Here is a 24,693-nt window from a genome sequence, read left to right on the forward strand (position 1 = left end):
GCTGTATTTTTTCAAATCAAAGCGAATTGGCTGTCGGATCGCCGCTGCGATGAAAAAAAAGATAGACGGGGCCGCCCGTACGATGGTCAAGTAGGCCTGCAATCAGGTGGTCAAGTACACCCAAATACATAGCTTGTGTCCGCCTCGCCTCATTTTTTACCATATGATAAATCGATGCCCCCCAATGGGTACTACCTTTAAGTGATGGAAGCACTTATAAATCTTATCCTGCAATTTGGTAACCTCAACAAACAGCAGATCGAATTTTTGTTGAGCAAGGTTGAAATGCTCGAATTTAAAAAAGACGACTACCTCTCCGAAGCCGGGAAGGTGCCCCGCTATGTGGCGTTTGTGTTGGAAGGCGTGTTTCGCTTTTGCTATTATAACAACAGGGGCCAAGAAATCACCAATTATTTTGTGGACGAAGGCAATTTTGTCGTCGATAATCAAAAGTTTGAATCCGAGATGGTGGCCTCCGAATATGTACAGGCCGTGACCGACTGCAAGGTGCTGGTTTTCAATAAAAAGAACTGGGACCAGCTATCCAACACCATTGTGGGATGGGAGATGATGAAGGCCAACATGGTAAAAAAGTGCCTTACCCTGGCCATGGAACGGCGCAGTCCGCTGGTTTCAGAAGACGCCACCACGCGTTATCTTTCGTTCATTGAGGCCTTCCCCAGCCTGATCAACCGCATCCCGCTTTCGTACGTGGCCTCCTACTTGGGCATCACCCAACAATCGCTAAGCCGTATACGCCGTACTATCCGTTAACGGCGCTTTTTACCAAATGATAAATGGTTTCTTATTGCCGTTTTCAACCTTTGCTTATTGATTTAAACGTAAAGAAGATGAGCAAAAAGATCGTATTGATAACCGGAACAAATAGTGGTTTTGGCTGGCTTACCACCCACAGCGTGGCCGCCTTAGGGCATCAGGTATATGCCACGATGCGCGATACCCAGGGCCGTAATGCCGATAAAGCCCAGGCCCTGGCGGCTGTAGCGAACGTGACGGTTTTGGACGTTACCCTGACCGACGAGGAGAGTGTGAAGCAGGCCATTGAAACCATTTTGGCCAAAGAAGGCGCAATTGATGTGCTGGTGAACAACGCCGGTTACGGCATGACCGGCGTGGCCGAGAGCTTTACCACCGCCGATGTGCACACCACGTTTGATATCAACGTGTATGCCCCCTGGCGACTCATCAAGCAGGTGCTCCCCGCCATGCGCAAACAGGCCGACGGACTGATCATTAACGTGACCAGCGGCTTTGGGCGGGTATCGTTCCCGTTTGCTACCATTTACGCAGCCTCCAAATTTGCGTTGGAAGGCATAAGCGAGGGCCTACATTACGAGGTAAAGCGTTTAGGCATTGACGTGGCCCTTGTGGAGCCGGGCGCTTTCCCGACCGAAATGCAGCAAAAGAACAACCCCGCATCTGATCAGGGGGTATTTGAGGGGTACGGCGCCATTGTCGATCTACCCAACAAAATGCTAGCCGCCCTGGGCGGAGAAATGCAGGCTAAAAAGCCTAACCCGCAGGCTGTTGCCGATGCCATTGTAAAACTGATCGGCACGCCGAAAGGCACCCGGCCCTTACGCACCGTGGTCGACCCCATCACTGGCCCATACATTGAAGCCGCCAACCAAGCCGTAGCCGAACAATTTGCCAAAGGCTTGAGGGTGTTCGGGATGGGTGAGTTATTGTAAGCGGAACAGATTTACCGGGAACGGCAGTGGCGTGAGCTAGTGCCGTTTTTTGTTTGTCGCTGTTCGCGTATTGTCGCTAAGATTTACGGCTACAGCGTTTCATAAAATCCTCCTATGTGCGATGAATCTGCTCTTTTAACGGGGCGTTTTAAGAGGCTTTATAGTAAGGTGATGTGATGGTAACAATATCATGAGGTTTGCCATTTTTTGCAAAAGGGATTTATTTGCTATTCAGAGTCAGTATTACCTATAAGACGTAAAAATTAGAAAAGTGGCAACCTAATGCAATAAGTGTGTAAAAGTTTAAGTACGTTCGTTTGTGCCAATTTGTGTGCTCCTCATCAGTCTCATTGAGGTTGGCAGCTACACAAGGCTTGATGCTACTAATACTATAACTTATGAAAACATTAGGATTAATTGGCGTGCTTAGCTGGTATGCTACATCCGTTTATTATACTACGCTTAATCAACTTGCCAATCAACGGCTTGGCAATTCCCACTCGTCTAAACTTCTTCTCTTTTCGGTGGACTTTGACGAATTCAGAGTCCTTCAAGAAGTAGGTGACTGGGACGCAGTTGAAAATATGTTATCAGGCATTGCCATACAACTTGAGAAGGCGGGTGCAGACTGCATTGTGCTGTGCGCTAACACGGTTCACCTGGTTGCTGACACGATCCGGCAAAAAATAAAAATTCCTTTGCTTCACAGTGCCGAGGAAACAGCCAAGGAAATCGTTAGCCAAAACATGCATAAGGTGGCTCTTCTTGGCACAAAATTTACCATGGACAATCCTTTCTTTAAAGATCGTTTATCCCAGTTCGGCATTACCACCATTGTTCCCGACGAAGCGGATAAAGAGTACGTTCATGCGTCTATTTTTAACGAGTTGACAAAGGGACTTTTCAAAGACGAGACAAAAGACAACTACATCGAAATTATTGACAAATTAAAGAGTGGCGGAGCCGAGGGAGTTGTCTTTGGCAGCGCTGAATTTTCCATCCTGCTTAACGCAACGGATTGTAGTATTCCCATATTCGACACCATTGCCATTGATTCTAAAGCAGCGGTTGATTTCGCATTGGCCAACTGACGACAGGGCAGCAGCCAAGATGCGTTTTTGTGCAGGTGGGGCACAGCGTTGTTCATTGGGCTATTTGGAAGTATCAGCTTACTAGCTATGTGGGTGGAAACTCCTAGGTTACCAGTATCACATGGGGTCTTCAGATGGACACAACAGCCAATAATATAGTTGTGAGCTTGCGTAGGACAACCAGCTCTATTCCTGCTTTTCTCCCGCTATCTAGCTAAGTCTCCCCAAATGCTCTCAACTGAGACGACAGTGTCTTCATACAAATGCTTTAAGAAACGGGCGTTTGGCGAGATTATAAAGTAAAGCGATATACGACCAAAATTATAGCCCTTTACAAGTGCATAGCTAATTTGAACGACACGTTATTATATAAGAGCCACCTGTGGCTATAACGGGCACAGTCCACAACAGCGGCTTGGCAGCTAGGAGGGGTGACCAACCTCAATCGGCAGTTGTATCTCTATCGAGCTTTTAGGGCTATATTTGGACGGATGCCAATCCGAATGCCGCCACACCAGCAAGCCTAATCTCTTAGCGATCAGGCAAAAACTTAAGGCCATTATTCGTTAAATTTTACCCAATGAAATTGCTTCCGTATTCCTTTCGATGGCTTTCAGTTGTGGTTGTTTTTGTCGCTTTACCGGCTCAAGCCCAACATACACAGACGTATACCTATCCATCCAGTGAGGTGGTGACGATTCACTCCAAGCTTTTAAAGGAAGAGCGCAAGATTTATGTGCATTGCCCTAAAGTAGACTCCGCGGATGTAAACAAACGATTCCCCGTCGTATACGTAATGGACGGGGACAATCATTTTGCCCTGCTTGCTCAGTATGTCGATTATTTGAGTCGGCCCGATGTTTCGGCAATGCCCAAGACTATCGTCATTGGCATCCCAAATACAAAACGAACCAGGGACCTTACCCCAACCAACAGTCTACTCAACTACGAGGGCAAACCAGACAGTAGTTCGTATCAAGGTAGTGGCGGGAACGAAAATTTTTTACAGTTCATGGCGACCGAATTGATACCCATGATCGACAAAAATTATAAAACAAGGCCCTACAAAATTTTTGCCGGGCATTCCTTTGGGGGCCTCTCATCGCTTAATTGTCTGTTAACTCATCCCGATCTGTTTGATGCGTATATTGCCATAAGCCCATCCCTTTGGTGGGACAAAGAGTATCTGTTGAAAATGACCGATGAAACCCTTAAAACTGGTTCAGCCTTAAACAAAGCGTTTTTTTTTAGTGACGGAAATGAAGGTAGAGCTAATTCGTTTTTTCATAAGGATTTAGTAACGTTGGAGGCAACACTCGCCAAAAAAAAGCTAAAAGGACTGGATTATCGCTATAAACATTACCCCACCGAAACCCATATGACCGAACCCGTTGTGGCTTATTTTGATGCCTTGCGCTTTATTTTTAAGGACTGGGAAAAGCATCGATAAGCATTCTTACAAATTCCTCTATTCGGTAGATTTAGTTTTTCAAAGTCACGCGTTGACGATTGAATAAAACAAATATGAAAGATCGACTGGAACGACTATTACCAACCGACGAGAGAAAAAGGAAGTGGACAGCAATCAGTCTAACGGTCGTCATTGCCGGTCTGTTGAGCATTTGGGGTATTTATGGCATCGGGCAGTATGGCATCGCCCTGTTTATTCTGACTCCCCTTTTTATCGGGGCTGGCTCAACGATTTTATACGGGCTAAACCGGGAGATTACTAAGCAAGATGCTTGGCAAATCGGTTATTTGACACTGGCTATTTTCTTGGCCGCACTTCTAGTATTTGCCATTGAAGGCATCATTTGTGTAGCAATGGCAGCCCCATTTGGGCTTTTACTAACTTGGGTCGGAAGCCTGATTGGGCATGCAATCATTAACAAGAACTCAACTGATGCGTCAACAACCTTCCTCGTGTTGGTCGGCATTATTCCAACAATGGCGTTCATCGAAAAAAGCAGTCAACCCACTTTGGTCTCTGTGGTGAGCTCCATTCGGATTGACGCGCCACCACAAACGGTTTGGAAAAATGTCATTGAGTTTCCGCACCTAGACGAACCAGAAGACTTTATTTTTAAAACGGGCATTGCTTACCCAATTAATGCCCGAATCAAAGGAACCGGCGTTGGGGCAGTGCGCCATTGTAACTTTACAACCGGAAGTTTTGTCGAGCCAATCACCGTTTGGGACGAGCCTCGATTACTAAAATTTACTGTCGTCCAGCAGCCGGAACCCATGAAAGAGTTGAGTTTTTGGGACGTGGATGCTCCCCACTTACACGACTACTTTGTCTCGAAACAGGGGCAATTCAAGCTAACTCGACTACCGAATGGTAAAACGCTTTTAGAGGGCACTACTTGGTACTATCATAACATTAAACCGGCTTTTTATTGGCAACTGTGGAGCAACTCTATCATTCATAAAATTCATGATAGAGTGCTGGTACATATAAAGAAAAATTCAGAGAGGTAACTTTTCCTCGACAAGATGCTCGTACTGAGGGAAATTTCGCAACTCCAACCAAACGAAGGTTTAAAGTTTTAAGTGATACGCCTTTATAACGTTGTCTCAAAATATGCTCCCCATTGAGACATAGCCGCTTTATTGGGTGAGCGCTTAGTGCTGAGCAAAATGAGCTAACGCTTCGGCCTCCACCCGTTTGATCCACTCACTTTTGCACTAGCTATAAGCCTACGAGTTTTGCCCATGAAACCTCTGACAACGGGCTTTCTCCTGGTAATAGGCATGGGCTAGATCGGACCGCTTGAGCAGATAGTCTCGAAACAGGACAAGACAAAAACTGGAAGCGACTATAAAGATGGCTGACTGAGGGACTATATGTTCTTTTTTGACCTCATTTTATCCCTTATACAGGCGAATTTCATACAGCAACAAGGGAATTTCAGGCTGGGGGAGTCACTGCAGCGTAATCAGCTAGTGGGATTTGGCATTTGGGAGAGTGATAGTACCCGAAAACCGTGCCAGTCTTGAGGGAGTGATCACCGCTCGTCAATCACGTTGTTTGATGGAATAAATGTATTGATAAGCCAGATGCTATTGAGTAGAAATGACTAATTCTGTTTTAATTTACATAGGCTCACATCGGTCAATCTTTTGCTGAATTTCCCTTCACGTTTGGTATGCCTTTTCACACCACCCACACCTATAAACTTAGCTTGATTATAAATTATTCGGCCTGGAACCAAATCCGTCAAGTCAGACTCATACGAACAATTCATCACGTACTGCGGGAATGGTTAGTGCTTAACCAATGGCAACGAGCCGCTTTGGGCCGTGTCAACGTACTGTTGTTTCTGTTCTGGGGGTTATTGTTCCCAATGGCATTCGCTCAATTTTCCTCCCAGTCCAGCCTACGCCTGACAACCACAAACGGCTTGCCGCACAATAGTGTTATGGGTGTGGAGCAGGACCGGGCGGGCTTTATCTGGATCGCTACCAACGACGGACTAGGCCGCTATGATGGGCGGGCGATGAAGGTGTTTCAGCATCGATCGGAAGACAGCCTATCGCTGGCCAACAATTCGATCACAGAGCTATTACCGGCTGCTGATGGCACCTTCGTCGTGAACACCGAATCGGGAACTGTTCAGCAATTCGATCCGGTCACAGAACGGTTTACAAGCCTGCTGGATCGGCGATTTCTGGACCGAAACAAAGCGTTTATTAATCAGATACAGCTTAGCGCGGACGGAACCCATATCTGGGGACTTTTGCCCAATGTACGGCTCATTGACTATGATATCCATCGAAAAACGCTGAACGTTTATAAGGTGCCTGCTTTAACCGGCAAATCCGGACTGCAAAATTTTATTCTGACGTCAACCGGTCATATCTATGGGGAGACACTGACTGGACTTTTTCAGTTTAACACCCACACAGGTCGCAAACGAATTATCCCCTTTCCATTCGCGAAGCCGCCAGGAAGATATTGGCCCATTAATTATCATCGGGTTACACAGGGGCCCGATGGTGAAATTGCTGTCTTTGGGTATCAGTGTGTTGCCCTCTATAACCCAATTCTAGACAGTTTTCGCACGATACCTATTCCTGCCGTGCTCCATCAGAATGATATCTGGTACCAGCTGAAAACACTGGCTGACAATCGGCTATACGTAGGGTATGCCGACCAGCTCTATCGCCTGGACGCTCAGGATCGGTTTACACGAATACCCAAACCCAGCTCGACTACAAAACAAGCTACCCCCTGGCTACTGGACCGCTCAGGCATCCTTTGGGTTGGAGATGGGTTGGCTGGCCTGAACCGAATTGACCTTCACGGATTGCCGTTTGGATTCGCCCCGAAACGAAAGTCATTTTGTGAAGATCTGTTGGAACAGGACCTGGGGGTTTCGCTACCAGACAACTATGTAGTTTGGGACATTTATCACTGGCCCCGTTATAGCCTCAGCCCCACTATTAGGGGCTATTTGATTGATCCGAATCATGTCTATCAACACATACCGGGCCGGTCCTCCCTCACCGAACTGACGGCTTTAGTGAATCGCAGGAATGGTGATAACCTCTGTCTGAAAGTGAGCCGCCAAGGAAGAATCTGGCTTTACAGCAACAATGGGGGGCTGGTTGAGAGTGATTCGAGCGGTACGAGTAATCAACTGTTGCCCCATAGTCAATTACCTCTCATTGATATATATCCTGGCCATGATGCCGCTGATATTCAGCCCATGGGGCAATCCGTATGGGTTGGTTCCCAGTATGGGCTAGGTTTATTTCGATACAACATCCTGCGTAAACGGTTTGATAAGATACTCATGACTAACCGGGCCGACCGGCAAGCCAACCCATCTCGTTCGCTGCCCGTCAATCCCATTAACTGCCTGAGTGCCGACCCCACTGACAGTACGGTGTTGTGGATCGGCACGCAAGGTGCGGGTATACACCGGTTGGATACCCGCACCTTGACCTTTCGGCGATTGAGCGATTCGGAGGGATTCCCGAATGGCACAATTGTGAGCCTGGAAACCGATAATCAGGGGATGCTGTGGTGTGGAACGAATCGGGGTCTGGTACGGCTAAACCCCAGAACCTTAACTTGGCGCCATTTCACGAGTGTCGATGGGCTGGCCGAAAACTCCTTTCTCCAAACCTCATCGGCCCACCTTCCCGATGGCCGGTTAGTTTTTGGCACGCCCAATGGCCGGATCATCTTCAATCCGGCGGCTATTCGGGAGACGAGTTACGAGCCCCCTCTTGTCCTGACCTCGCTCCTGATAAACAACCAGTTGGTGGACGCTAATCAATCAGGTTCACCACTCTCGGCTCCGATCAACACGCTGTCGGAACTGGTACTCGACGATACTCAAAACTTTCTAACCATCGGGTTTGCCGGTCTTGATTACGGTAAAGCTGAAAAACTGAATTACCGTTACAAACTCGTGGGTGTCGATGCAAACTGGGTGACGGTTGGGCAGCAGAACACGGCCAACTACACCCAACTCGCACCGGGCCGCTACGTATTCAGCGTCAACAGCACGACCGCCGATGGTCGGTGGAGCAACCATGTCAAACAGTTATCAATAATTATAAAACCTCCTTTCTGGGCAACCTGGTGGGCCTATCTTGCCTACGCGCTGGCATTCGGGGGGCTGGTTCTGGGCTTTATTCAGTTCCGCACACGTCAGATTCGACAGCAACAGGAAATCAGATTGAAACAGCAGGAAGCCGAGCAGCTCCGGGCCGTCGATGAAGTTAAAACCCGATTTTTCTCGAATATTACCCACGAGTTCCGTACCCCACTGACCCTGATTTTAACACCTACCGAAAAACTATTGCGGGAATCCAAGCATGATGCACTAACTAACCAGTTGCACAGCTCGATTCACCATAACGCGGGTAAACTGCTTCGGTTGATCAACCAATTGCTCGACCTCTCTAAATTGGAGGGAAACAGCATGCCCATCGCGCTGGTGCGGGGTGACGCCGTGGCGCTGATTGAGCGTCTAGTCGAGACCTTTTACCCAATAGCGGCTAGCCGGGACATTACCTTACAGACAAACGGTTTGGTCGGTACCCGGTACGAGGGACCGTGGCTGTTCGATGCCGATAAATGGGAGAAGATAATCACCAATTTACTGGCAAACGCGCTCAAGTTTACACCGGCGGGCGGGCAGGTATCACTGACCCTTGAGCTGCCGATTATCAATCAACTAACCGTGCACCTGGCCGATACCGGCGTTGGAATTTCCGCGCAACACATCCCCCATATTTTCGACCGATTCTATCAAGTCGATACCTCACAAACCCGGGCGTTTGAAGGCACTGGTATTGGTCTATCTTTGGTCCACGAATTGACAGAGCTACTCGGCGGACGCATTACGGTACAAAGTCGGACGGAGGCCCCAACGGGTACTACGTTTACGCTGACCTTGCCGCTGCGGCCAGTCACGGACTGGGTTGATGCACCTGATCTCGTGCTGCCGGATATCGACGCCACAGCGTTGAGGGCCACGCCCAGCGGCCTTGTGCCAACCCATCAGCAGCCTTCACCACGGGTTGCCCAGGATGCCCCCTTGGTACTGGTCGTGGAGGACAATGAGGAACTACGGACATTTGTGGCAGGTGAGTTGGCAAATCGCTACCGGGTGCTGACGGCGGCCGATGGGGAGGAAGGCTGGGCCCTTTGCCAGCAAGAGTTGCCTGATATGATGGTGACCGATGTGATGATGCCCCGGCTAGATGGCTATCAGCTGACGCAGCGCATCAAATCGACCCTGGCCACCAATCACATGGGTGTCATCATCCTGACGGCCAAGGCGGCCCAAGAAAGCCGGATCATGGGGTTGGAGCAGGGTGCTGATGATTACCTGACCAAACCGTTCCACGTCGATGAACTATTTCTGCGGGTGGAGAATATGCTGACCCGGCAGGCCAATCTGCGGGCGCACCTCTACCGGCAACTGGCAACTCCGTCAGTAAAAAACGAGGAGCCTATGATCGATGCGTTCATTAGTGAGTTGCATCAGGTCATCGAAGCGCGACTGGATGATACGAAATTTGGCGTTGAGGACTTGGCCCAAGCCGTGGACATGAGCCGCCGGACGCTCCACCGAAAGTTAACAACAACGACAAATATGAGTCCTAACGACTTCATTCGCCACTACCGGCTTCAGCGGGCAACTCAGTTACTGCGGACCGGACAATCGATAGCGGAGATTGCCTATCGCGTTGGCTTCGAGAGTCCATCGTATTTCTCGGCAATGTTTAAACAAACCTATAACCAGACCCCATCCGAGTTTCTGAGTCGCTAAGGTGTTTACCCATTCGTTCACCCGCCTATCGTCACCTACATTCCACCTTCTGATTTATCGTTTTTCTATTTCTCTTTCGAGAGAGTAGTGTCATTATGGCTATGACTCCCAAACGCACTGAATTTAGCGCCACTGGCCCAAATCTTACAGCTTTTGTCCCAAATGAGATAGGTTGCATTTAAGCCGTATCCTACCTTTGGTATGTCCCTAATTAACAATGGGTTAGCTCGCACTCCTGTTTTGCTATAAAACACGTCTGTACCCTTCAAGCTGCTGATACAGCCAGCTTTGGTACTGGTCTTTTGTTTCTGTACTGCTAGAAACCACCCAAAGTAAGCCGTTTCAGATCGCCGAATGTAAGCATGCCTTCACTCTTTATTTAAAACCATAAACGCCTAATTGTCATGAAAAAGAAAATGTTATGTGCCCTGTCTGCGCTCATGCTGAGCCTATCCCTATTGCATACTAGCATAGCACAAGCGCCTAAAAAAGTGTATTCGGAAGTGTATTATCACAAAATCAAGCCGGGTCACACAATGGCCGAGGCCCGTGCCTTTGAAAACGAGTTTAAAAAGGTGCATCAGGTGCAAGCCGACGAAGGGTCAATCCTGGGTTGGTATATGCTGGCCCTCGACATGACCACCAACCCTAACAAAGAGTACAGCTACGTGACCATCAAGAACGTCAGCGACCCCGGTTACTTTGACAATGCCTACCCGGAAGCGACTATGAAAAAAGGCTGGGGCACTGAGTATCAGAAAAAAATGACAGACCTCATGATACAGGGCCGCGAGGTGACAGAGACCAGTAAGATCGAAGTCTGGGAGATACTGGAGGGAGCTACCGCTACACCCCTGCCCTCGCCCGACAAAGCACCAATCTGGATGGTTACGAACATAAAGGTCAAGAATAGCCAGTACGAAGAGTATATGGCCCTCGTCAAAAAGGCCAAACCCTTTTATCAGGAGCGCGTCGTTACGGGCGGTGCTGTAGTCTGGAATTTCGCGGGACTCCTATTTCCGTGGGCCAGTGAGAAGTCCTATGATTTTTCGATGGTCAATATGTTTCCGAGCATGAAAGCCATCATAGAATCAGGGCCTCAGGCTGAAGCTGCGTTCAAAAAAACGATGCCCGGAATGGACTACAAGCAGTTCTACAAGGATATGGACAACCTGCGCGAAACGGCCCGGCAGGAGTTTTATTATCTCGTAGAATACGCGGTGAAAACAGCACCCGCTCAGGCAGCCTCCAAATGACGGATTATTCCTACAGAACCATCTGTACGACAGGTCTTACCCGGCAGTTGCGTCTTTCACTCGACACCACACAATCAACTTTCCACCCTTTTGCTCCTGCCTTGTTCACCTTCTGCGGGCAGAGGTAATCCGGGCAGGACCAATTGATGAGCTTATCCGCCTATCGACAGTCTAGGCAAGGTAGATGGGCGGATGAATTTATCGCTGCCACATTGTTCGTTACTCAGTTTGTGCCCCTGTAACGGTCCCAGATCGCTTCCCTCACTAACTTACTTATTTCAACCAACTCCCATTTGCGTATGAAAAACCATTACTTGTTTACCGTCCTGAGCCTGTCGCTGACAGCCACCGCTCAGACGTTGCCCGGAATGCCGTACCACCCCTCGCCCAAGCAGCCCTTTGGTCAGTACATATTTTGGGAAACCCTGATTGACAATTATCGCTGGCAGGAAACCATGAACAGTCAGGGCAACTAAGCTCTGGTAAGGCTCAGGATGACGCTCTTACTCTGCCAACAGGCAGTATTGAATCCGTAAAGATTTTTCTCAACGAGTAGTGGTTAATCAGCCCGAACCTGTCCTAGTAAATACCGAGGGATTCCAACAGCGCCTGGTTATAAACCCGTTTTGACCTTCCACCCATAAACCAGCTTTCTCTTTTCATATACCTTCCTTTCTTACCTATAAACCATCCCTATCCCAATGAAAATCAATGCTACGTTTCGCTCCCTGTATCCACTTTACCTTACTTTCTTTATTGCTACAGTTGGTTTTGGTCAGCCACCTCAGAAGGTGTTTTCGGTGGCCCACTTTCATAAACTAAAACCTGGACACACGCTCTCAGAGGCTCGGGCTATTGAAAGCGAGTGGAAAAAAATACACCAGGCCCAGGCCAAAGACGGCTATAATCTGGGCTGGTACCTGCTGGGTCTCAACATGAGCACGAACCCCAATCAGGACTACAGCTACATCACGATCAGTAACTTCACCGATCCTGCTTACATGGACAACCCTACGCCCGAGAAACATCTGATTGAGGTGATGGGGACAGATTACCGCTCGAAACTAATTGATCTTTTAAAACGCACGAACGAAGTAAAAGAGGTAGCCAAAGTCGAAATCTGGGAACACGTCGATGGCGCTCTGGCTAATCCCAACGCATCGCCGGCCAAGGCACCAGTCTGGCTGGCGTCGAATATTAAAGTAAAAAATGGTCAGTATGACAACTACATGGCCCACGTCAAACAGGCCCAACCATTTAACCGGGAGCGCGTCGTTACGGGCGGTGCGGCTGGCTGGGCTTTCGCGAGTCTTGTGTTGCCCTGGGCTACCGAGAAAGCCTATGACTTCACGTCGGTGTATCAGTTTCCCAGCCTGAAAGCCTTACTGGAATCGGATGAGGCTCAAGGAGAAGCGGCCTTTAAAAAAACAATGCCGGGCGTTGATTACAAACATTTCTTTAAGGAGATGAGCGAACTACGGGAAACGGCTAGACAGGAGATTTATTACCTGGTCGATTACGCCGTCAAAGAACAGGCCCCAGCAGTGCGCCTAGACGCAAAGGTGCTGGACAGCTACGTCGGTATCTATGAGGGACCGTTCGGCGGTAATCCAAAGGCCACGTTTACGGTTAGCCGGGAAGGCAATCAACTCTTTGAGGAACTGACCGGCGGCAGAAAGTTGGAAATCATTCCCGAATCCCAAACCAAGTTCTCCTTCAAAGATATGAATGCCCAGCTTGAATTTATCCGGGATACATCCGGGAAAGTCACCAAGCGGACGCTGGTCTATGATGGGCAAACGTCAGAAGCGAAAAAAATCAAATAGTATCAATACGAGTATCCCGGCATAGGCATTACGTTGTCGACCTACACCTGGTGTTCTAGTCATGTTCCTTTCTTTTAAACCAAACTATCCATGATTACCAATCAACCGTCAATACCTATAGACTCGGCTACAACGGTCGAAATGACGGATCACCGGCCTGTATCGCAGGCAGAGCGTATCCAGACCATCGATATTCTGCGGGGAGTGGCTCTGTTGGGGATTCTGCTCATGAATATTCCCTATTTCAGTATGGCCGAACGCTTCAGTGATGCGTTCAACCATAATCCGAGTAATGTCAATTTTTGGTTAGATGCGTTCATTACGATTCTGTTCGAGGGCAAAATGCGCGCTTTGTTTTCCATGATTTTCGGTGTAGGCATCATTCTCTTCATGGCCCGCAAAGAGAAAGCAGGGCCGAGGCACGATAGCCAATCGGCTACCGGTTTATTTTTCCGGCGTATGGGCTGGCTGGTCGTATTCGGCCTTATCGACTCGCACGTACTGCTCTGGATGGGCGACATTCTGTATTACTACGGCGTAATCGGCATGATTGCCTTCTGGTTTCGGAAGATGAAACCCACTTATTTGGCCCTCGGTGTGCCACTGGTAGCTATTATTGGCTTTGTCCTGAGCACGATGTTTTATCAGAGTGTGCGAGAGAAACGACTAGCTTTTTTAGCCGCGCAGAAAGCCCAACAACAAGGTCAGAAGCAGACCCAGAATCAGCAACAGGCTATCATCAACTGGAAAGAAGCCGAAAAAGAGTTTTTTCCAAACAAGGCCGAAATTGCTGAGCATACACGCAAAATGAAATCTCCGGACTATTTCACAGTGGCATCACGCTACCGGCAAGAACTTTGGGATGGGCAAACCAAGTACTTGATTTTCGGACTCTGGGACCCGCTCGCCCTAATGCTGTTAGGTATGGCGCTATATAAATGGGGATTCGTGACAGGTCAATGGCCGCGTCGTCGCTACTGGCAGACGATGTTATTGGGCTATGGACTGGGATTGTCGCTCGTTACGTTCAGTTTCTACTACTATTACCAGAATATTCCGAGTTCATGGGCTTTCATTTCTTACATGGAACAGCACCCTATCCAGTGGGCTGGACTAATTTACCCATTCCAGCGAATATTACTGGTGATGGCCCATGCCAGCTTGATTATTCTGTTGATTCAGTCAGGCCGGGTGCAGGGGTTACTAAATCGGCTGGGGGCTGTTGGACAAATGGCGTTTACCAACTACGTCATGCATACGCTGATCTGCACCTTTGTGTTCTACGGTTATGGATTAAATCAGTACGCTGAGTGGCAATTCTACCAACTCTATTTTCTGGTGGCCGCGATCTGGATAATCCAACTGATTATCAGCCCAATCTGGCTACGATATTTTCTATTCGGCCCACTCGAATGGGTGTGGCGGAGCCTCACCTACTGGAAACGGCAACCTATACGTCGTCTATCGACCGATTTTGCTTAATCCTCACTAGTATATCCTTCATGAAAACACAATTCCTTACTCTAGCACTACTACCTGTGCTAGCTTTTTCGCAACCGAAATTAAAGAAAGTACCCACCCTCGATCCCGATAAGCAAACCATTCTTGCTAATTTAGACAAACAATTTCCCAACTATGCAGCCATTTCCAGACAGATATGGGATTTTGCGGAAGTGGGCTTTCATGAAAATAAAAGTTCTGCCTTATTACAGGACGAGCTGAAAAGAGCTGGATTCGACGTTAACGCGGACGTAGCCGGTATGCCCACAGCTTTTGTCGCTACGTTTGGTTCAGGCAAACCGGTGATTGGCCTTCTGGCGGAATTCGATGCGTTGCCCGGTTTAGCTACCGATGCCAAACCCGAATTCACGCCTATTTCGGGACAGAAATGTGGACATGGTTGCGGGCATAATCTCTTTGGAACAGCTTCGCTGGCGGCTGCCATCGAACTAAAAGAGTGGCTGAAAAAAGAGGGTCGTTCGGGAACAGTCAGGCTATATGGTTGCCCTGCCGAAGAAAACGGAGAGGGTAAAGTCTATATGGTGCGCGAGGGCCTGTTCAACGATATTGATGTGGCCTTACACTGGCATCCTTCCAGTGTAAATGTTGCCAATCCCTATTCTACGATGGCCCTGATTGCCGCCCGCGTCCGATTTAAAGGGATTGCCGCACACGCTGCGGCTGCTCCTGAGCAGGGCCGGTCGGCATTAGATGGGGTAGAAGCCATGAACCACATGGTCAATCTGATGCGCGAACACATTCCCTCCGATGCTCGCGTCCATTACGTGATTACGAAAGGTGGCGAAGCGCCCAATGTTGTTCCTGCTTTCGCCGAAGTCTATTATTATGCTCGTCACAAAAATCGGGAGGTGTTGAGAAGTATCTGGAAACGGATTGAAAATGCCGCCGAGGGGGCAGCCAAAGGCACCGGGACTCAGGTAGAGATTGAGATCGAAGGCGGTGTCTTTGACGTCCTGCCCAACGTAACGTTAGCGGAGTCGGCTTACAAAAATCTAAAAACTGTAGGTGGAATTCAGTACACGCCCGAAGAATCGGATTTTGCCCAGAAAGTAGCGAGCAGCCTAACGTCAAAAATAGACTTAAGCTATGCCAGCCAGGTCATCCCGTTTGACTCAGCCACGGCCGCCGATAACAGCTCTACGGATGTTGGGGATGTAAGCTGGGCAGTGCCAACCGTTGGATTTGTTACCGCGACCTGGGTGCCGGGTACTGGCCCCCATAGCTGGCAGGCGGTGGCGGCAAGCGGCATGAGCATTGGCCAGAAAGGAATGCTGGTAGCCGCCAAAACGCTGGCCTTGACTGCGTTGGATTTGTATAAAACCCCAGCCCTTATTGAAAAAGCCCGTAAGGAATGGGTAGACCGGCGAGGAGTTGATTTCAAATACGAGTCCTTTATCGGAAATCGTAAACCACCGGTAAAGTAGCTAACCGTAAACCTATACTCGTAAACTCTCTATGAATTCTTTTTACCTGTTTATTAGTCTGGTTATACTATGTTATGCCTGTTCTAAAACCGATAAACCAGCTACCTCGGTTACTCATCAAACTCGCTTTGTGACAGTAGCCGACAGCGTTGCTCTCGAAGTACTCGACTGGGGCAGCACGGGCCAGCCGCTAGTGTTTCTGACGGGCTTTGGCAACACAGCCCACGTCTTTGACGAATTTGCTCCCAGATTCATCGATCAGTACCACATCTATGCCATTACGCGCAGAGGGTTCGGCCAGTCGTCCAAACCCAAAACGGGCTATGATATGAGGACACTAGCGCATGATATTTTGGTGGTTCTGGACTCCCTTCGTATCCAGAAAGTCCTGCTGGTTGGTCATTCCATCGCCGGGGATGAAATGAGTAAATTCGCTTCGTCCTATCCAGATCGGACGGCTAAACTGGTTTACCTCGATGCCGCTTATGACCGCTCCAATATCATGCAACTGTTAGCCCAAAGTCCTGGCCCACCCAATCCAACAACAAAAGATTCCGCTTCAATGGACAACTTAAGCCAGGCCGTTCATGAAGTAGTGGGTGTGCCGATTCCAGCCGAAGAGATCCGGGCCACATCTATTTTCTCGAAAGAAGGCAAGTATATTGGGGACACAACGCCGGCCTTTGTCTTCCCGGCCACGCTATCGAGGTTAGATCGTCCTGCTTATGGCCGCATCCAATGTCCGGCGCTGGCGATTTATGCCCGGCACACCTCGGTCCGGAATGCTTTTCCATACTATAACCGCTTGGATTCTGCCAGTCGCCAGAAGGCCATCGCATCGTTTCCCAACATGAGAAAGTGGGATGCTGAACAGGAGGCCCTGTTTCGCAAAGAAGTGAGGGGAGGCAGGGCGATTGGAATCAAGGACGCCAATCACTACGTGTTCATCTCGCATCCTGCCGAGACAGAGAAATTGGTGCGGGATTTTCTGAAATGAAATGGCTAATCGCTTTACCACAAATTCCTACCTCCATGCACGGCGTTCCTAGCGTTCAACTCCATCAGGTTCTTCCACACAGGTTCTACTGGGTAACTGGCATGCTCCTTACTCTCGGCTTTCTACCCATAGCTACGGCCCAACCGCCACATTCCGTTATCCAGTTCGATACGTTGACCAAACGTATCAACCGCATCATGCGGGATGAACATACGCCGGGGGCGCAGGTACTTGTTTTTACGAAAGACAGTCTGCTATACAAACTCAATGCGGGGGTGATGAACCTGAAAACAAAAGCACCCGTGACCGATCAATCCATGTTTCGGCTGGGGTCGATTAGCAAGAGCTTTGTAGCGGTTTCGGCCTTGCTCCTGTCCGAAAAAAAGCAACTGGATTTCTCCGAAGAACTAAAAAAAGCCGCGCCCGAGGTTCAGTTCAGCAATCCCTGGGAAGACACCGACCCTGTCCGGATTGTTCATCTGCTTGAACATACGACGGGATTCGATGATTGGACCCTGAAAGATTTTGCCGTCAATGATCCGAACATAACCCTACAAAAGGGACTGGATTCGTCGGCAGCAACGCGCCATTCGCGCTGGCGGCCTGGTACGTTCGTGGCGTACTGCAACTCCGGCCCACCTGTCGTAGCGCGTATCATTGAGAAACGAACAGGTCAGGAATTCGAGTCGTTTGTTCAACAGCACATCTTTGCGCCACTGGGTATGAAGACGAGTACGTTTCGCCGGGATGGCGCAGCCCTAACCCATCTGGTTACCAACTACTCAGGGGGCAATACGCCCCGGGAAGAGCGATACTTGCATATTCTGGAGCGGCCTGCCGGTAGTTTAAATGCGCCAGCCCTGGAGCTGATGTCGTTTGTGCAGCTGTTAATGAACCGAGGAACGCATGCGGGAGTTCGATTATTGGATACTTCATCCATTCATCGAATGGAAACGCCGACTGTTTCCCTGGCGGCTAAAGCTGGTTTGGAAGAAGGCTATGGGCTGCACAATTTTGTAACCTCCTACAAGGGCTATATTTTTCATGGTCATGATGGCTTTATCAATAGTGGTTTAGCCTATTACCTCTATAATACGGAATTAAACCTGGGACTAATTGTGCTGGTCAACTCCGACGGAGCCGGGTTTGGGAAAATCTACAATGCGGTACTGGATGTGATTCTAAAAAACATTCCGCAACGACTGCCACCAGCGTACACCTTAAAAAAGGCCGAAAAAGAGTCGCTGTTGGGTTTTTACCGAGCTAGTAATGTACGGTTTGGATTCAGTTACTGGTACGAATGGCTCACCAACGTATCACAGGTTGTTGAGCAGGACGGTAAGCTGATGATGAAAAACCTGCTGGATGGAGCAACCACCCCCCTTCGGCCGGTTTCAGCAAATCGGTTTATACGGTTGAATAAAAAAGGGTACACAACGTCATGGGCACTCGTCCGTAACGATGAAGGGCAGAAGGTGTTGACCGGTGGCTTTCTGAACATGACAGAGACCACTGCCTTAAGTGCCTGGTTTCCTATTGTTTTGGGCGGTTTTGCCTTGCTGATGAGTGTACTAAGCATCGTGGCTGGTTTTATTTGGCTTATTCGCTATGGCTGGTTAAAACGACGTAGCCAACTACTCAGTGCTATGCAAGTACGAATGCCTCTATGGGGTTATTCACTCTCACTACCCTTGTTTTTAGGGGTGACTCTTGTTCAGGTTCCAGCCAATCCATTTACGGTAGGAATAGTTGGGGTTACCGCCGTCACGATCTTCGTGACCTCAATCCTAACCGTGGCTTTTGCGATCTGGGCGTTTATCAACCTCATTCGTTACCGACGTCAGATGCCTAACCGGTTCGATCGGGCTTTTCTGTGGATTGCCGTGTGCTCGGCCCTGCTGGTAGTGGCTTACATGGCTGTCTGGGGGCTCATTGGCTTGCGGTTGTGGGCCTAACTGGACAAATTCAATTCTCTACTCCATTATGAAATCAACGCTGACCTTTCTTATTGTCTGGCTGATGGGAAGCCTTGCTGGTTCCGCAACGTTGATGCTGAGATTGAATTCGTTAAAGACGAGGCAGGTAAGCGAACCAGACGATAGTATATGGCGGCCAAAAAACGGAATGAAAAAAAGAAAAAAAAATCAATCAACACCCTCATCATGAATCTAATTCGACCTTTCCTCCTGCTGGCAATAGTGACTGGCAACGAACCACTCTATTGCCAGACTACTCCTACTCCAATACTGGATCGAGCGGCTCAATTCCAGTTGAATACACCCTATAAGGCTCCCCCTGGTGATGCGCTGTCGCATCATACGGCGGGTTATGCCAAAATTATGTGTTCTGCGGTGTTTATTACGGGACTAAAACCTGATTTTGCCGCCGAAAACGTAGGGTTCTTCACCAGTCCTTACGCAGAGCGGGCTAAAGTAGGCAAGCCTGTTATTGACTATCAGAAGAAAACCGTTTCCATTACGTTGCCCAATGGTGTCACCCGGGTGGCGGTTTATACCGGCGATCAGGGATGTGTCTGCCTGGCAGAAGGCAAAAATACGCTGTCCTTCGAGCCCGTTAAGGTATCTCGGGAAGTACCTGATGCGGCTACTACGTCCTGGCCGATGGGCGACGTATTACCCCAAACACCACTGCCCGCTGAACTCGATATGACCAAAGTTAGGCAGGCTGTTGATGCTGCCTTTGCCTTCGATGACGCGCAAACAGCGGCTTTAGTCGTCACCTACAAGGGACGTATTATTGGCGAACGCTACGGTGAAGACATTACAAGAGACACGCCATTGGAAAGCTGGTCGATGGGAAAAAGCTTGTCGGCCACGCTGATGGGTGTTTTGATGCAGAAAGGCGTATACCAGTTAGACCAACCCGCGCCCATTCCGCAATGGCAAAGCAAAACCGATCCTCGCGCCAAGATTCGCATCAGCGACATTATGCACATGTCGAGCGGCTTATACTGCCGGGCTCCACAGGACCCTGATTATGACCCAACCCTCGGCTACCCCGATCACCTGTACCTATATACGGGTGGTGGCAATTCATTTGAGTGGGCGGCTAACCTGCCCCCGCAGTTCCCGCCCAACACGGTCGGTCGGTATCGCAACTCCGACCCGGTGCTGATTAACTACCTCAACCGACTAGGAATCGAAGGGTTAGGAGAGTCGTACCATCTGTTCTCACAAAAAGAGCTGTTCAATAAACTCGGCATTCGGACGATGATCATGGAAACGGACCCCTATGGAAATTTTCTCACACAGGGTTATGAGTTTGCGTCCGGGCGCGATTGGGCGCGGTTGGGTAACCTGTACTTGCAGGACGGGCTCTGGAATGGTGAACGCCTGTTGCCCGAAGGATTCGTCAGCTTTGTCAGTACATTGGCTAAACCCTGGGTAGCTGACGGACGGCCTATTTACGGTGGTCTGTTCTGGATCAACGGTGACGGTGAACGACCAATACCCAAAGACGCCTACATGATGCTGGGTGCGGGTGGTCAATCAGTCACGATGATTCCGTCGCATGATTTAGTCATCGTTCGGTTGGGGCATTATAAAGGCGGATACCGTGAATACGAAACCATGGGAAACGTTTATTCACAGTTGATGGAAGCCGTACCAGGGAAAAAGGGGTCTAGTCCGCCAGTTAAGCCGCGCGTAAGCACTCCGGTGAGCGAAACAATTTTGGACACCTACGTAGGAGTTTATGAAGGTCCGTTCGGTAGCAACCCTAACGCTACGTTCACCGTTACGCGGGAAGGCAACCAACTCTTTGAGCAGCTGACGGGCGGAGAGAAACTGGCAATAATGCCCGAAACCAAAACAAAATTCTTCTTTAAAGCCGTAAATGCCCAACTCGAATTCTTACGCGATGCATCAGGCAAGGTGGTGAAGCGGACACTAACGTATGGTGGACAGACAACCGAGGCCAGGAAGACACGATAATACCTATCATGAAAAAACATTTCACTATCCTCTTGGTGTGGTTGGCAAGTTGCCTGAACACCTTCGGGCAAAAGACCACTTATTCTAAAGCCGTACTGGCAAAAATCCACCAGGTCGAACAACACCTGGCCGCCAACGTGCGTACACCCAGCGACAAAGACTGGACACTTCAGGAGCGGCTAGCGTATTATCGCATTCCCGGAATTAGTGTAGCAGTGATTCACAACTACCAGGTCGAATGGGCCAAAGCCTATGGCTTCGCCGATGTCGCTCAGCAAAACCCTGCCACCTCCGAAACACGCTTTCAGGCAGGCACTCTGGGTCAGGCCCTGAACGGAGTGGGTATGCTAACGTTGGTGCAGGACAAAAAGATCGACTTGTTCGCCGACATCAATCAGTACCTGACTACCTGGAAATTTCCGTATGATTCCGTGACAAACGGTAAAAAAATCAACACCGCGAATCTACTAAGCCACACGGCAGGATTGCCTTTTCTTCGTTTTTCAGGCTATACGGTTAATGAAGTTCTGCCCACGATACCGCAGATACTCGATGGACACAAACCCGCCAACAGTCCAGCTGTGCGGTCACGTTTTGCCCCCGACCTACGGTCGCTGTACTCGGGCGGTGGGCTGGTTATTACTCAGCAGTTACTCCAGGACGTAACGCACCAGCCGTATGATCAATATATGCAGGAGCGAGTGCTTAAGCCGATGGGTATGATCCATAGTTCTTTTTCCCAACCACCGGTTCAGAGTAGTCAGCTAGCTACCGGCTATGACCTGGATAACAACGAAATAGCGGGCCACTATAAACTCTTTCCCGAGCAGGCAGCCGGTGGACTTTGGACAACCCCAACTGACCTGGCGCGCTACGTCGTAGAAACTCAATTGGCGTACAGAGGCAACTCCAGCAACGTACTTACCTCCGACCTGACCCGCCTGCGCCTGACGCCTTATGTAGACAGTTCCTTTGCGATGGGTGTACAGCTCATTACCCGAGGGACGGAGCGGTATTTCACCAATGAAACCTATGGTGCCGGATTCAGCGCCGTTTATTACGGCAGTCTGACCAATGGCAATGGCCTGGTGATCCTGGCAAATTCGGATAATGCCAGCGTCAATATCATTCCCGAACTCATGAATAGCATCGCCCGGGTTTATAACTGGCCGGGCTTCTACAACCCAACCACCCGACAAACGGTATCCGTCCCGGACTCAGTGCTGGAATCGTACGTAGGCAATTACCAGCTAGGAACAACGGTCTTTACCGTTGTCCGGGAAAAGAATAAACTTTTTGAGCGGGGCACTGCTAACCGGGCCGAACTAATTCCTGAAACACCAACAAAGTTCTTCTTCCGCAATATCGATGCCGAGATCGAATTCGTCAAAGACGACGCAGGGAACGTAGTGAAACGGACGATGGTGTATGGCGGCCAAAAAACGGAATGGAAAAAAATCAATTAACCCCTCCAATAACCAAACCTCTCCTCAAATGGTAACGACTCCTTCTACCAAACCACCCAAAAAAAGAACCTGGAAATTCTGGGTGTTACGTTCCCTATTCGTACTGCTGCTGATCGGTGCCGTATGGCTTGTTAACCTCATCTGGTTCCGACCCTTCAACATTCGCCATTTCTATGACCGGGTGTTTGTAGCCACTGTGTTACGTAGTCCGGAACTCACTACGTTGCTCGGGTTGCCCGTACTCTATGACTGGACTAAAGACGAGTGGGACAACGTATCCGACGCACAGCAACGGCGTAACTTTGAGCAGGTCAAGGAAGATTACCAGACGCTTCTAAGGTATGATGTCGAAAGCCAGTCTCCAGAAAACAAACTCAACACCAGCATATTGGGCTGGTATATGAAGCTGCAGGTAGACCGCGAGCCATTTTTCTACCACGACTACCCGCTGAATCAGATGGGGGGTGTTCAGAGCGCAGTTCCCGACTTATTGGTGGACAAACACCAGTTACGAACGAAGAGCGACATCGATGCGTATATCACCCGCCTGAACGGTATCCCTATTAAGTTCGATCAGGTTCTGGAAGGGCTTAAAATCCGGGAGCAGAAAGGCATTATTCCACCTAAATTTGTCATTGGGCAGGTTCTGACCCAAATGAAGACCTTCATCGATGGAGGGGTGTATAAAAACCCGCTCTACACGAACTATATTCACAAAACAGCCAAACTTCAGGACGTATCAGCCGATGAAAAAGCAGCTTATTCGAAGCAGGTAGCCGAGGCTATCCAGCACTCGGTGTTCAACGCCTATCAAAAGCTTATCGAATATAACGAAGGACTGTACGCTCGGTCAACCAATGATGCGGGCGTCTGGAAACTTCCGAATGGTGACGCCTTTTACCGCTATCAACTACGTCTGCACACGACCACGAATCTGGGTCCTGACGAAATTCATCAGATCGGTCTTACCGAGGTCAATAGGATCACAGCGGAAATGCGGACTATTCTTCAACGTCAGGGTTATACAGACACGACCCAGACGGTTCAGGTGATTATGCAGCGTCTCAGCCATGAGTTCCGCTTTCTGTTTCCGGAAACGCCCGCTGGTAAACAGATGATTTTGGCCAGATTTAAACAACTGCTTGACGAGGCTGATAAACGAGTGGGCGTAGCCTTCGACATGCGGCCGAAGGCCTCACTTACCGTTGAACCTGTCCCTTTGTTTAAACAGGCCGGAGAAGCCCTGGGCCGGTACCAAATGCCGGCTCTGGACGGATCGAAAGGTGGTGTTTTCGTCGCAAACCTGCGGTCGTCTGCTGAGCACCCAACATTTGGCATGAAGACACTGGCGTACCACGAGGGCATTCCAGGCCATCACTTCCAAGTAGGGATTCAAACCGAGCTAAATCGGACCGCCGAACCGAGGCTACCTATTTTTCGCACCGTTATTCCCTTTACGGCCTATGATGAGGGATGGGCTTTATACAGTGAGAAACTGGCTTACGAACTGGGATTTTATCAAAACGATCCGTTTGGCAATCTGGGGCGTTTGCAGGCCGAGTTGTTCAGGGCTGTCCGGTTAGTAGTTGATACGGGTATTCATCATAAACGCTGGACGCGGGAAGCCGCCATTACCTATATGGTCGCCAACACGGGACGTAGCGAGAGCGAAGTAACGACCGAAGTAGAGCGATACTGCGTCATGCCGGGGCAAGCCTGCTCCTACAAAATAGGTATGATGAAGATTCTGGAATTACGCGAAAAAGCGAAACGGTCACTCGGCTCCCGCTTCGACCTGAAACAGTTTCACCGGGTCGTGCTGGCCAATGGTGCTATGCCATTGCCTGTACTGGAAGAAACCGTGAATAACTGGATTGAGCAATCGAAGTCTTGATTCAGAACGCAAAACGTTCATCTTACTCAATCGTAAAAAATACGTTACGTTCCTCAACTTTGATTGATTAGCTGACCTCACAGATAATGCAAAACAAATTAGTCAGTCTACAGCCTTCTGTCAGGCAACCCGGCTATTTTAAGTTATTTCTGTTAACAATTATAGGCCTGATGATTCCGGTAGTAACTTATAATAAAATACTATTTTACATGAGCGACTCTACCTCGCCGTTCAAAGCGAAAATGCTGAGTATGAAAG

The 24,693-nt window shown here is 49.2% G+C and carries 16 protein-coding genes; all 16 read left to right on the top strand.

The genetic code is table 11. The annotated features are described in order from the left end of the window. Positions 1–204: 204 nt before the first annotated feature. The 16 genes from IC230_RS30400 to IC230_RS30475 all read left to right on the top strand — a co-directional run bounded on the left by IC230_RS30400 (position 205) and on the right by IC230_RS30475 (position 24,435). Positions 205–774, top strand: coding sequence for a Crp/Fnr family transcriptional regulator (locus IC230_RS30400; RefSeq protein ID WP_191042849.1), 570 nt, complete (start codon positions 205–207; stop codon positions 772–774). 77 nt (positions 775–851) lie between these two features. Beyond that, positions 852–1,712, top strand: coding sequence for an SDR family oxidoreductase (locus tag IC230_RS30405; RefSeq protein ID WP_191042850.1), 861 nt, complete (start codon positions 852–854; stop codon positions 1,710–1,712). A 398-nt stretch (positions 1,713–2,110) separates the two neighbouring features. Next, entirely contained in the window at positions 2,111–2,803 is a 693-nt protein-coding gene (locus IC230_RS30410; protein WP_191042851.1) for an aspartate/glutamate racemase family protein, read from the top strand. A 580-nt stretch (positions 2,804–3,383) separates the two neighbouring features. Continuing rightward, complete coding sequence (locus IC230_RS30415; RefSeq protein WP_191042852.1) at positions 3,384–4,253, top strand: alpha/beta hydrolase; 870 nt, start codon at positions 3,384–3,386, stop codon at positions 4,251–4,253. Between the two features lie 74 nt (positions 4,254–4,327). Beyond that, a complete protein-coding gene (locus tag IC230_RS30420) occupies positions 4,328–5,284 on the top strand; it encodes an SRPBCC family protein (protein ID WP_191042853.1) in 957 nt (318 codons plus the stop codon). A 668-nt stretch (positions 5,285–5,952) separates the two neighbouring features. Continuing rightward, positions 5,953–10,098, top strand: coding sequence for a hybrid sensor histidine kinase/response regulator transcription factor (locus IC230_RS30425; protein WP_191042854.1), 4,146 nt, complete (start codon positions 5,953–5,955; stop codon positions 10,096–10,098). A gap of 404 nt (positions 10,099–10,502) precedes the next feature. Continuing rightward, complete coding sequence (locus tag IC230_RS30430; RefSeq protein WP_191042855.1) at positions 10,503–11,354, top strand: hypothetical protein; 852 nt, start codon at positions 10,503–10,505, stop codon at positions 11,352–11,354. Positions 11,355–11,653: 299 nt separating this feature from the next. Then, positions 11,654–11,830 (top strand): hypothetical protein, encoded by a 177-nt coding sequence (locus IC230_RS30435; RefSeq protein ID WP_191042856.1) that lies wholly within the window; start codon positions 11,654–11,656, stop codon positions 11,828–11,830. A gap of 225 nt (positions 11,831–12,055) precedes the next feature. Next, entirely contained in the window at positions 12,056–13,180 is a 1,125-nt protein-coding gene (locus tag IC230_RS30440; protein ID WP_191042857.1) for a DUF3471 domain-containing protein, read from the top strand. Between the two features lie 90 nt (positions 13,181–13,270). Then, complete coding sequence (locus IC230_RS30445; protein WP_191042858.1) at positions 13,271–14,662, top strand: DUF418 domain-containing protein; 1,392 nt, start codon at positions 13,271–13,273, stop codon at positions 14,660–14,662. A 20-nt stretch (positions 14,663–14,682) separates the two neighbouring features. After that, positions 14,683–16,125, top strand: a complete 1,443-nt coding sequence (locus IC230_RS30450) for an amidohydrolase (protein WP_191042859.1) — start codon at positions 14,683–14,685, stop codon at positions 16,123–16,125. A 31-nt stretch (positions 16,126–16,156) separates the two neighbouring features. Then, positions 16,157–17,122: an alpha/beta fold hydrolase gene (locus IC230_RS30455; RefSeq protein WP_191042860.1), complete on the top strand. Its 966-nt coding sequence runs from the start codon at positions 16,157–16,159 to the stop codon at positions 17,120–17,122. A 101-nt stretch (positions 17,123–17,223) separates the two neighbouring features. Next, positions 17,224–19,077, top strand: coding sequence for a serine hydrolase domain-containing protein (locus tag IC230_RS30460; protein ID WP_191042861.1), 1,854 nt, complete (start codon positions 17,224–17,226; stop codon positions 19,075–19,077). Positions 19,078–19,284: 207 nt separating this feature from the next. Further along, on the top strand, positions 19,285–21,075 hold the full coding sequence (locus IC230_RS30465) for a serine hydrolase (RefSeq protein ID WP_191042862.1): 1,791 nt from the start codon (positions 19,285–19,287) through the stop codon (positions 21,073–21,075). An 8-nt stretch (positions 21,076–21,083) separates the two neighbouring features. After that, positions 21,084–22,541 (top strand): serine hydrolase, encoded by a 1,458-nt coding sequence (locus IC230_RS30470; RefSeq protein WP_191042863.1) that lies wholly within the window; start codon positions 21,084–21,086, stop codon positions 22,539–22,541. Next, entirely contained in the window at positions 22,504–24,435 is a 1,932-nt protein-coding gene (locus IC230_RS30475) for a DUF885 domain-containing protein (protein WP_223860955.1), read from the top strand. The genes IC230_RS30470 and IC230_RS30475 overlap by 38 nt, the downstream gene beginning before the upstream one ends. Positions 24,436–24,693: the final 258 nt, after the last annotated feature.

This window comes from Spirosoma validum, assembly GCF_014699035.1.
In the GTDB taxonomy this organism is placed as follows: Bacteria; Bacteroidota; Bacteroidia; order Cytophagales; family Spirosomataceae; genus Spirosoma; species Spirosoma validum.

Bases quoted from the DNA above. Each gene is read 5' to 3' on its own strand.
- IC230_RS30400 (WP_191042849.1), top strand. From the start codon at position 205: ATGGAAGCACTTATAAATCTTATCCTGCAATTTGGTAACCTCAACAAA.
- IC230_RS30405 (WP_191042850.1), top strand. From the start codon at position 852: ATGAGCAAAAAGATCGTATTGATAACCGGAACAAATAGTGGTTTTGGC.
- IC230_RS30410 (WP_191042851.1), top strand. From the start codon at position 2,111: ATGAAAACATTAGGATTAATTGGCGTGCTTAGCTGGTATGCTACATCC.
- IC230_RS30415 (WP_191042852.1), top strand. From the start codon at position 3,384: ATGAAATTGCTTCCGTATTCCTTTCGATGGCTTTCAGTTGTGGTTGTT.
- IC230_RS30420 (WP_191042853.1), top strand. From the start codon at position 4,328: ATGAAAGATCGACTGGAACGACTATTACCAACCGACGAGAGAAAAAGG.
- IC230_RS30425 (WP_191042854.1), top strand. From the start codon at position 5,953: ATGCCTTTTCACACCACCCACACCTATAAACTTAGCTTGATTATAAAT.
- IC230_RS30430 (WP_191042855.1), top strand. From the start codon at position 10,503: ATGAAAAAGAAAATGTTATGTGCCCTGTCTGCGCTCATGCTGAGCCTA.
- IC230_RS30435 (WP_191042856.1), top strand. From the start codon at position 11,654: ATGAAAAACCATTACTTGTTTACCGTCCTGAGCCTGTCGCTGACAGCC.
- IC230_RS30440 (WP_191042857.1), top strand. From the start codon at position 12,056: ATGAAAATCAATGCTACGTTTCGCTCCCTGTATCCACTTTACCTTACT.
- IC230_RS30445 (WP_191042858.1), top strand. From the start codon at position 13,271: ATGATTACCAATCAACCGTCAATACCTATAGACTCGGCTACAACGGTC.
- IC230_RS30450 (WP_191042859.1), top strand. From the start codon at position 14,683: ATGAAAACACAATTCCTTACTCTAGCACTACTACCTGTGCTAGCTTTT.
- IC230_RS30455 (WP_191042860.1), top strand. From the start codon at position 16,157: ATGAATTCTTTTTACCTGTTTATTAGTCTGGTTATACTATGTTATGCC.
- IC230_RS30460 (WP_191042861.1), top strand. From the start codon at position 17,224: ATGCTCCTTACTCTCGGCTTTCTACCCATAGCTACGGCCCAACCGCCA.
- IC230_RS30465 (WP_191042862.1), top strand. From the start codon at position 19,285: ATGAATCTAATTCGACCTTTCCTCCTGCTGGCAATAGTGACTGGCAAC.
- IC230_RS30470 (WP_191042863.1), top strand. From the start codon at position 21,084: ATGAAAAAACATTTCACTATCCTCTTGGTGTGGTTGGCAAGTTGCCTG.
- IC230_RS30475 (WP_223860955.1), top strand. From the start codon at position 22,504: ATGGCGGCCAAAAAACGGAATGGAAAAAAATCAATTAACCCCTCCAAT.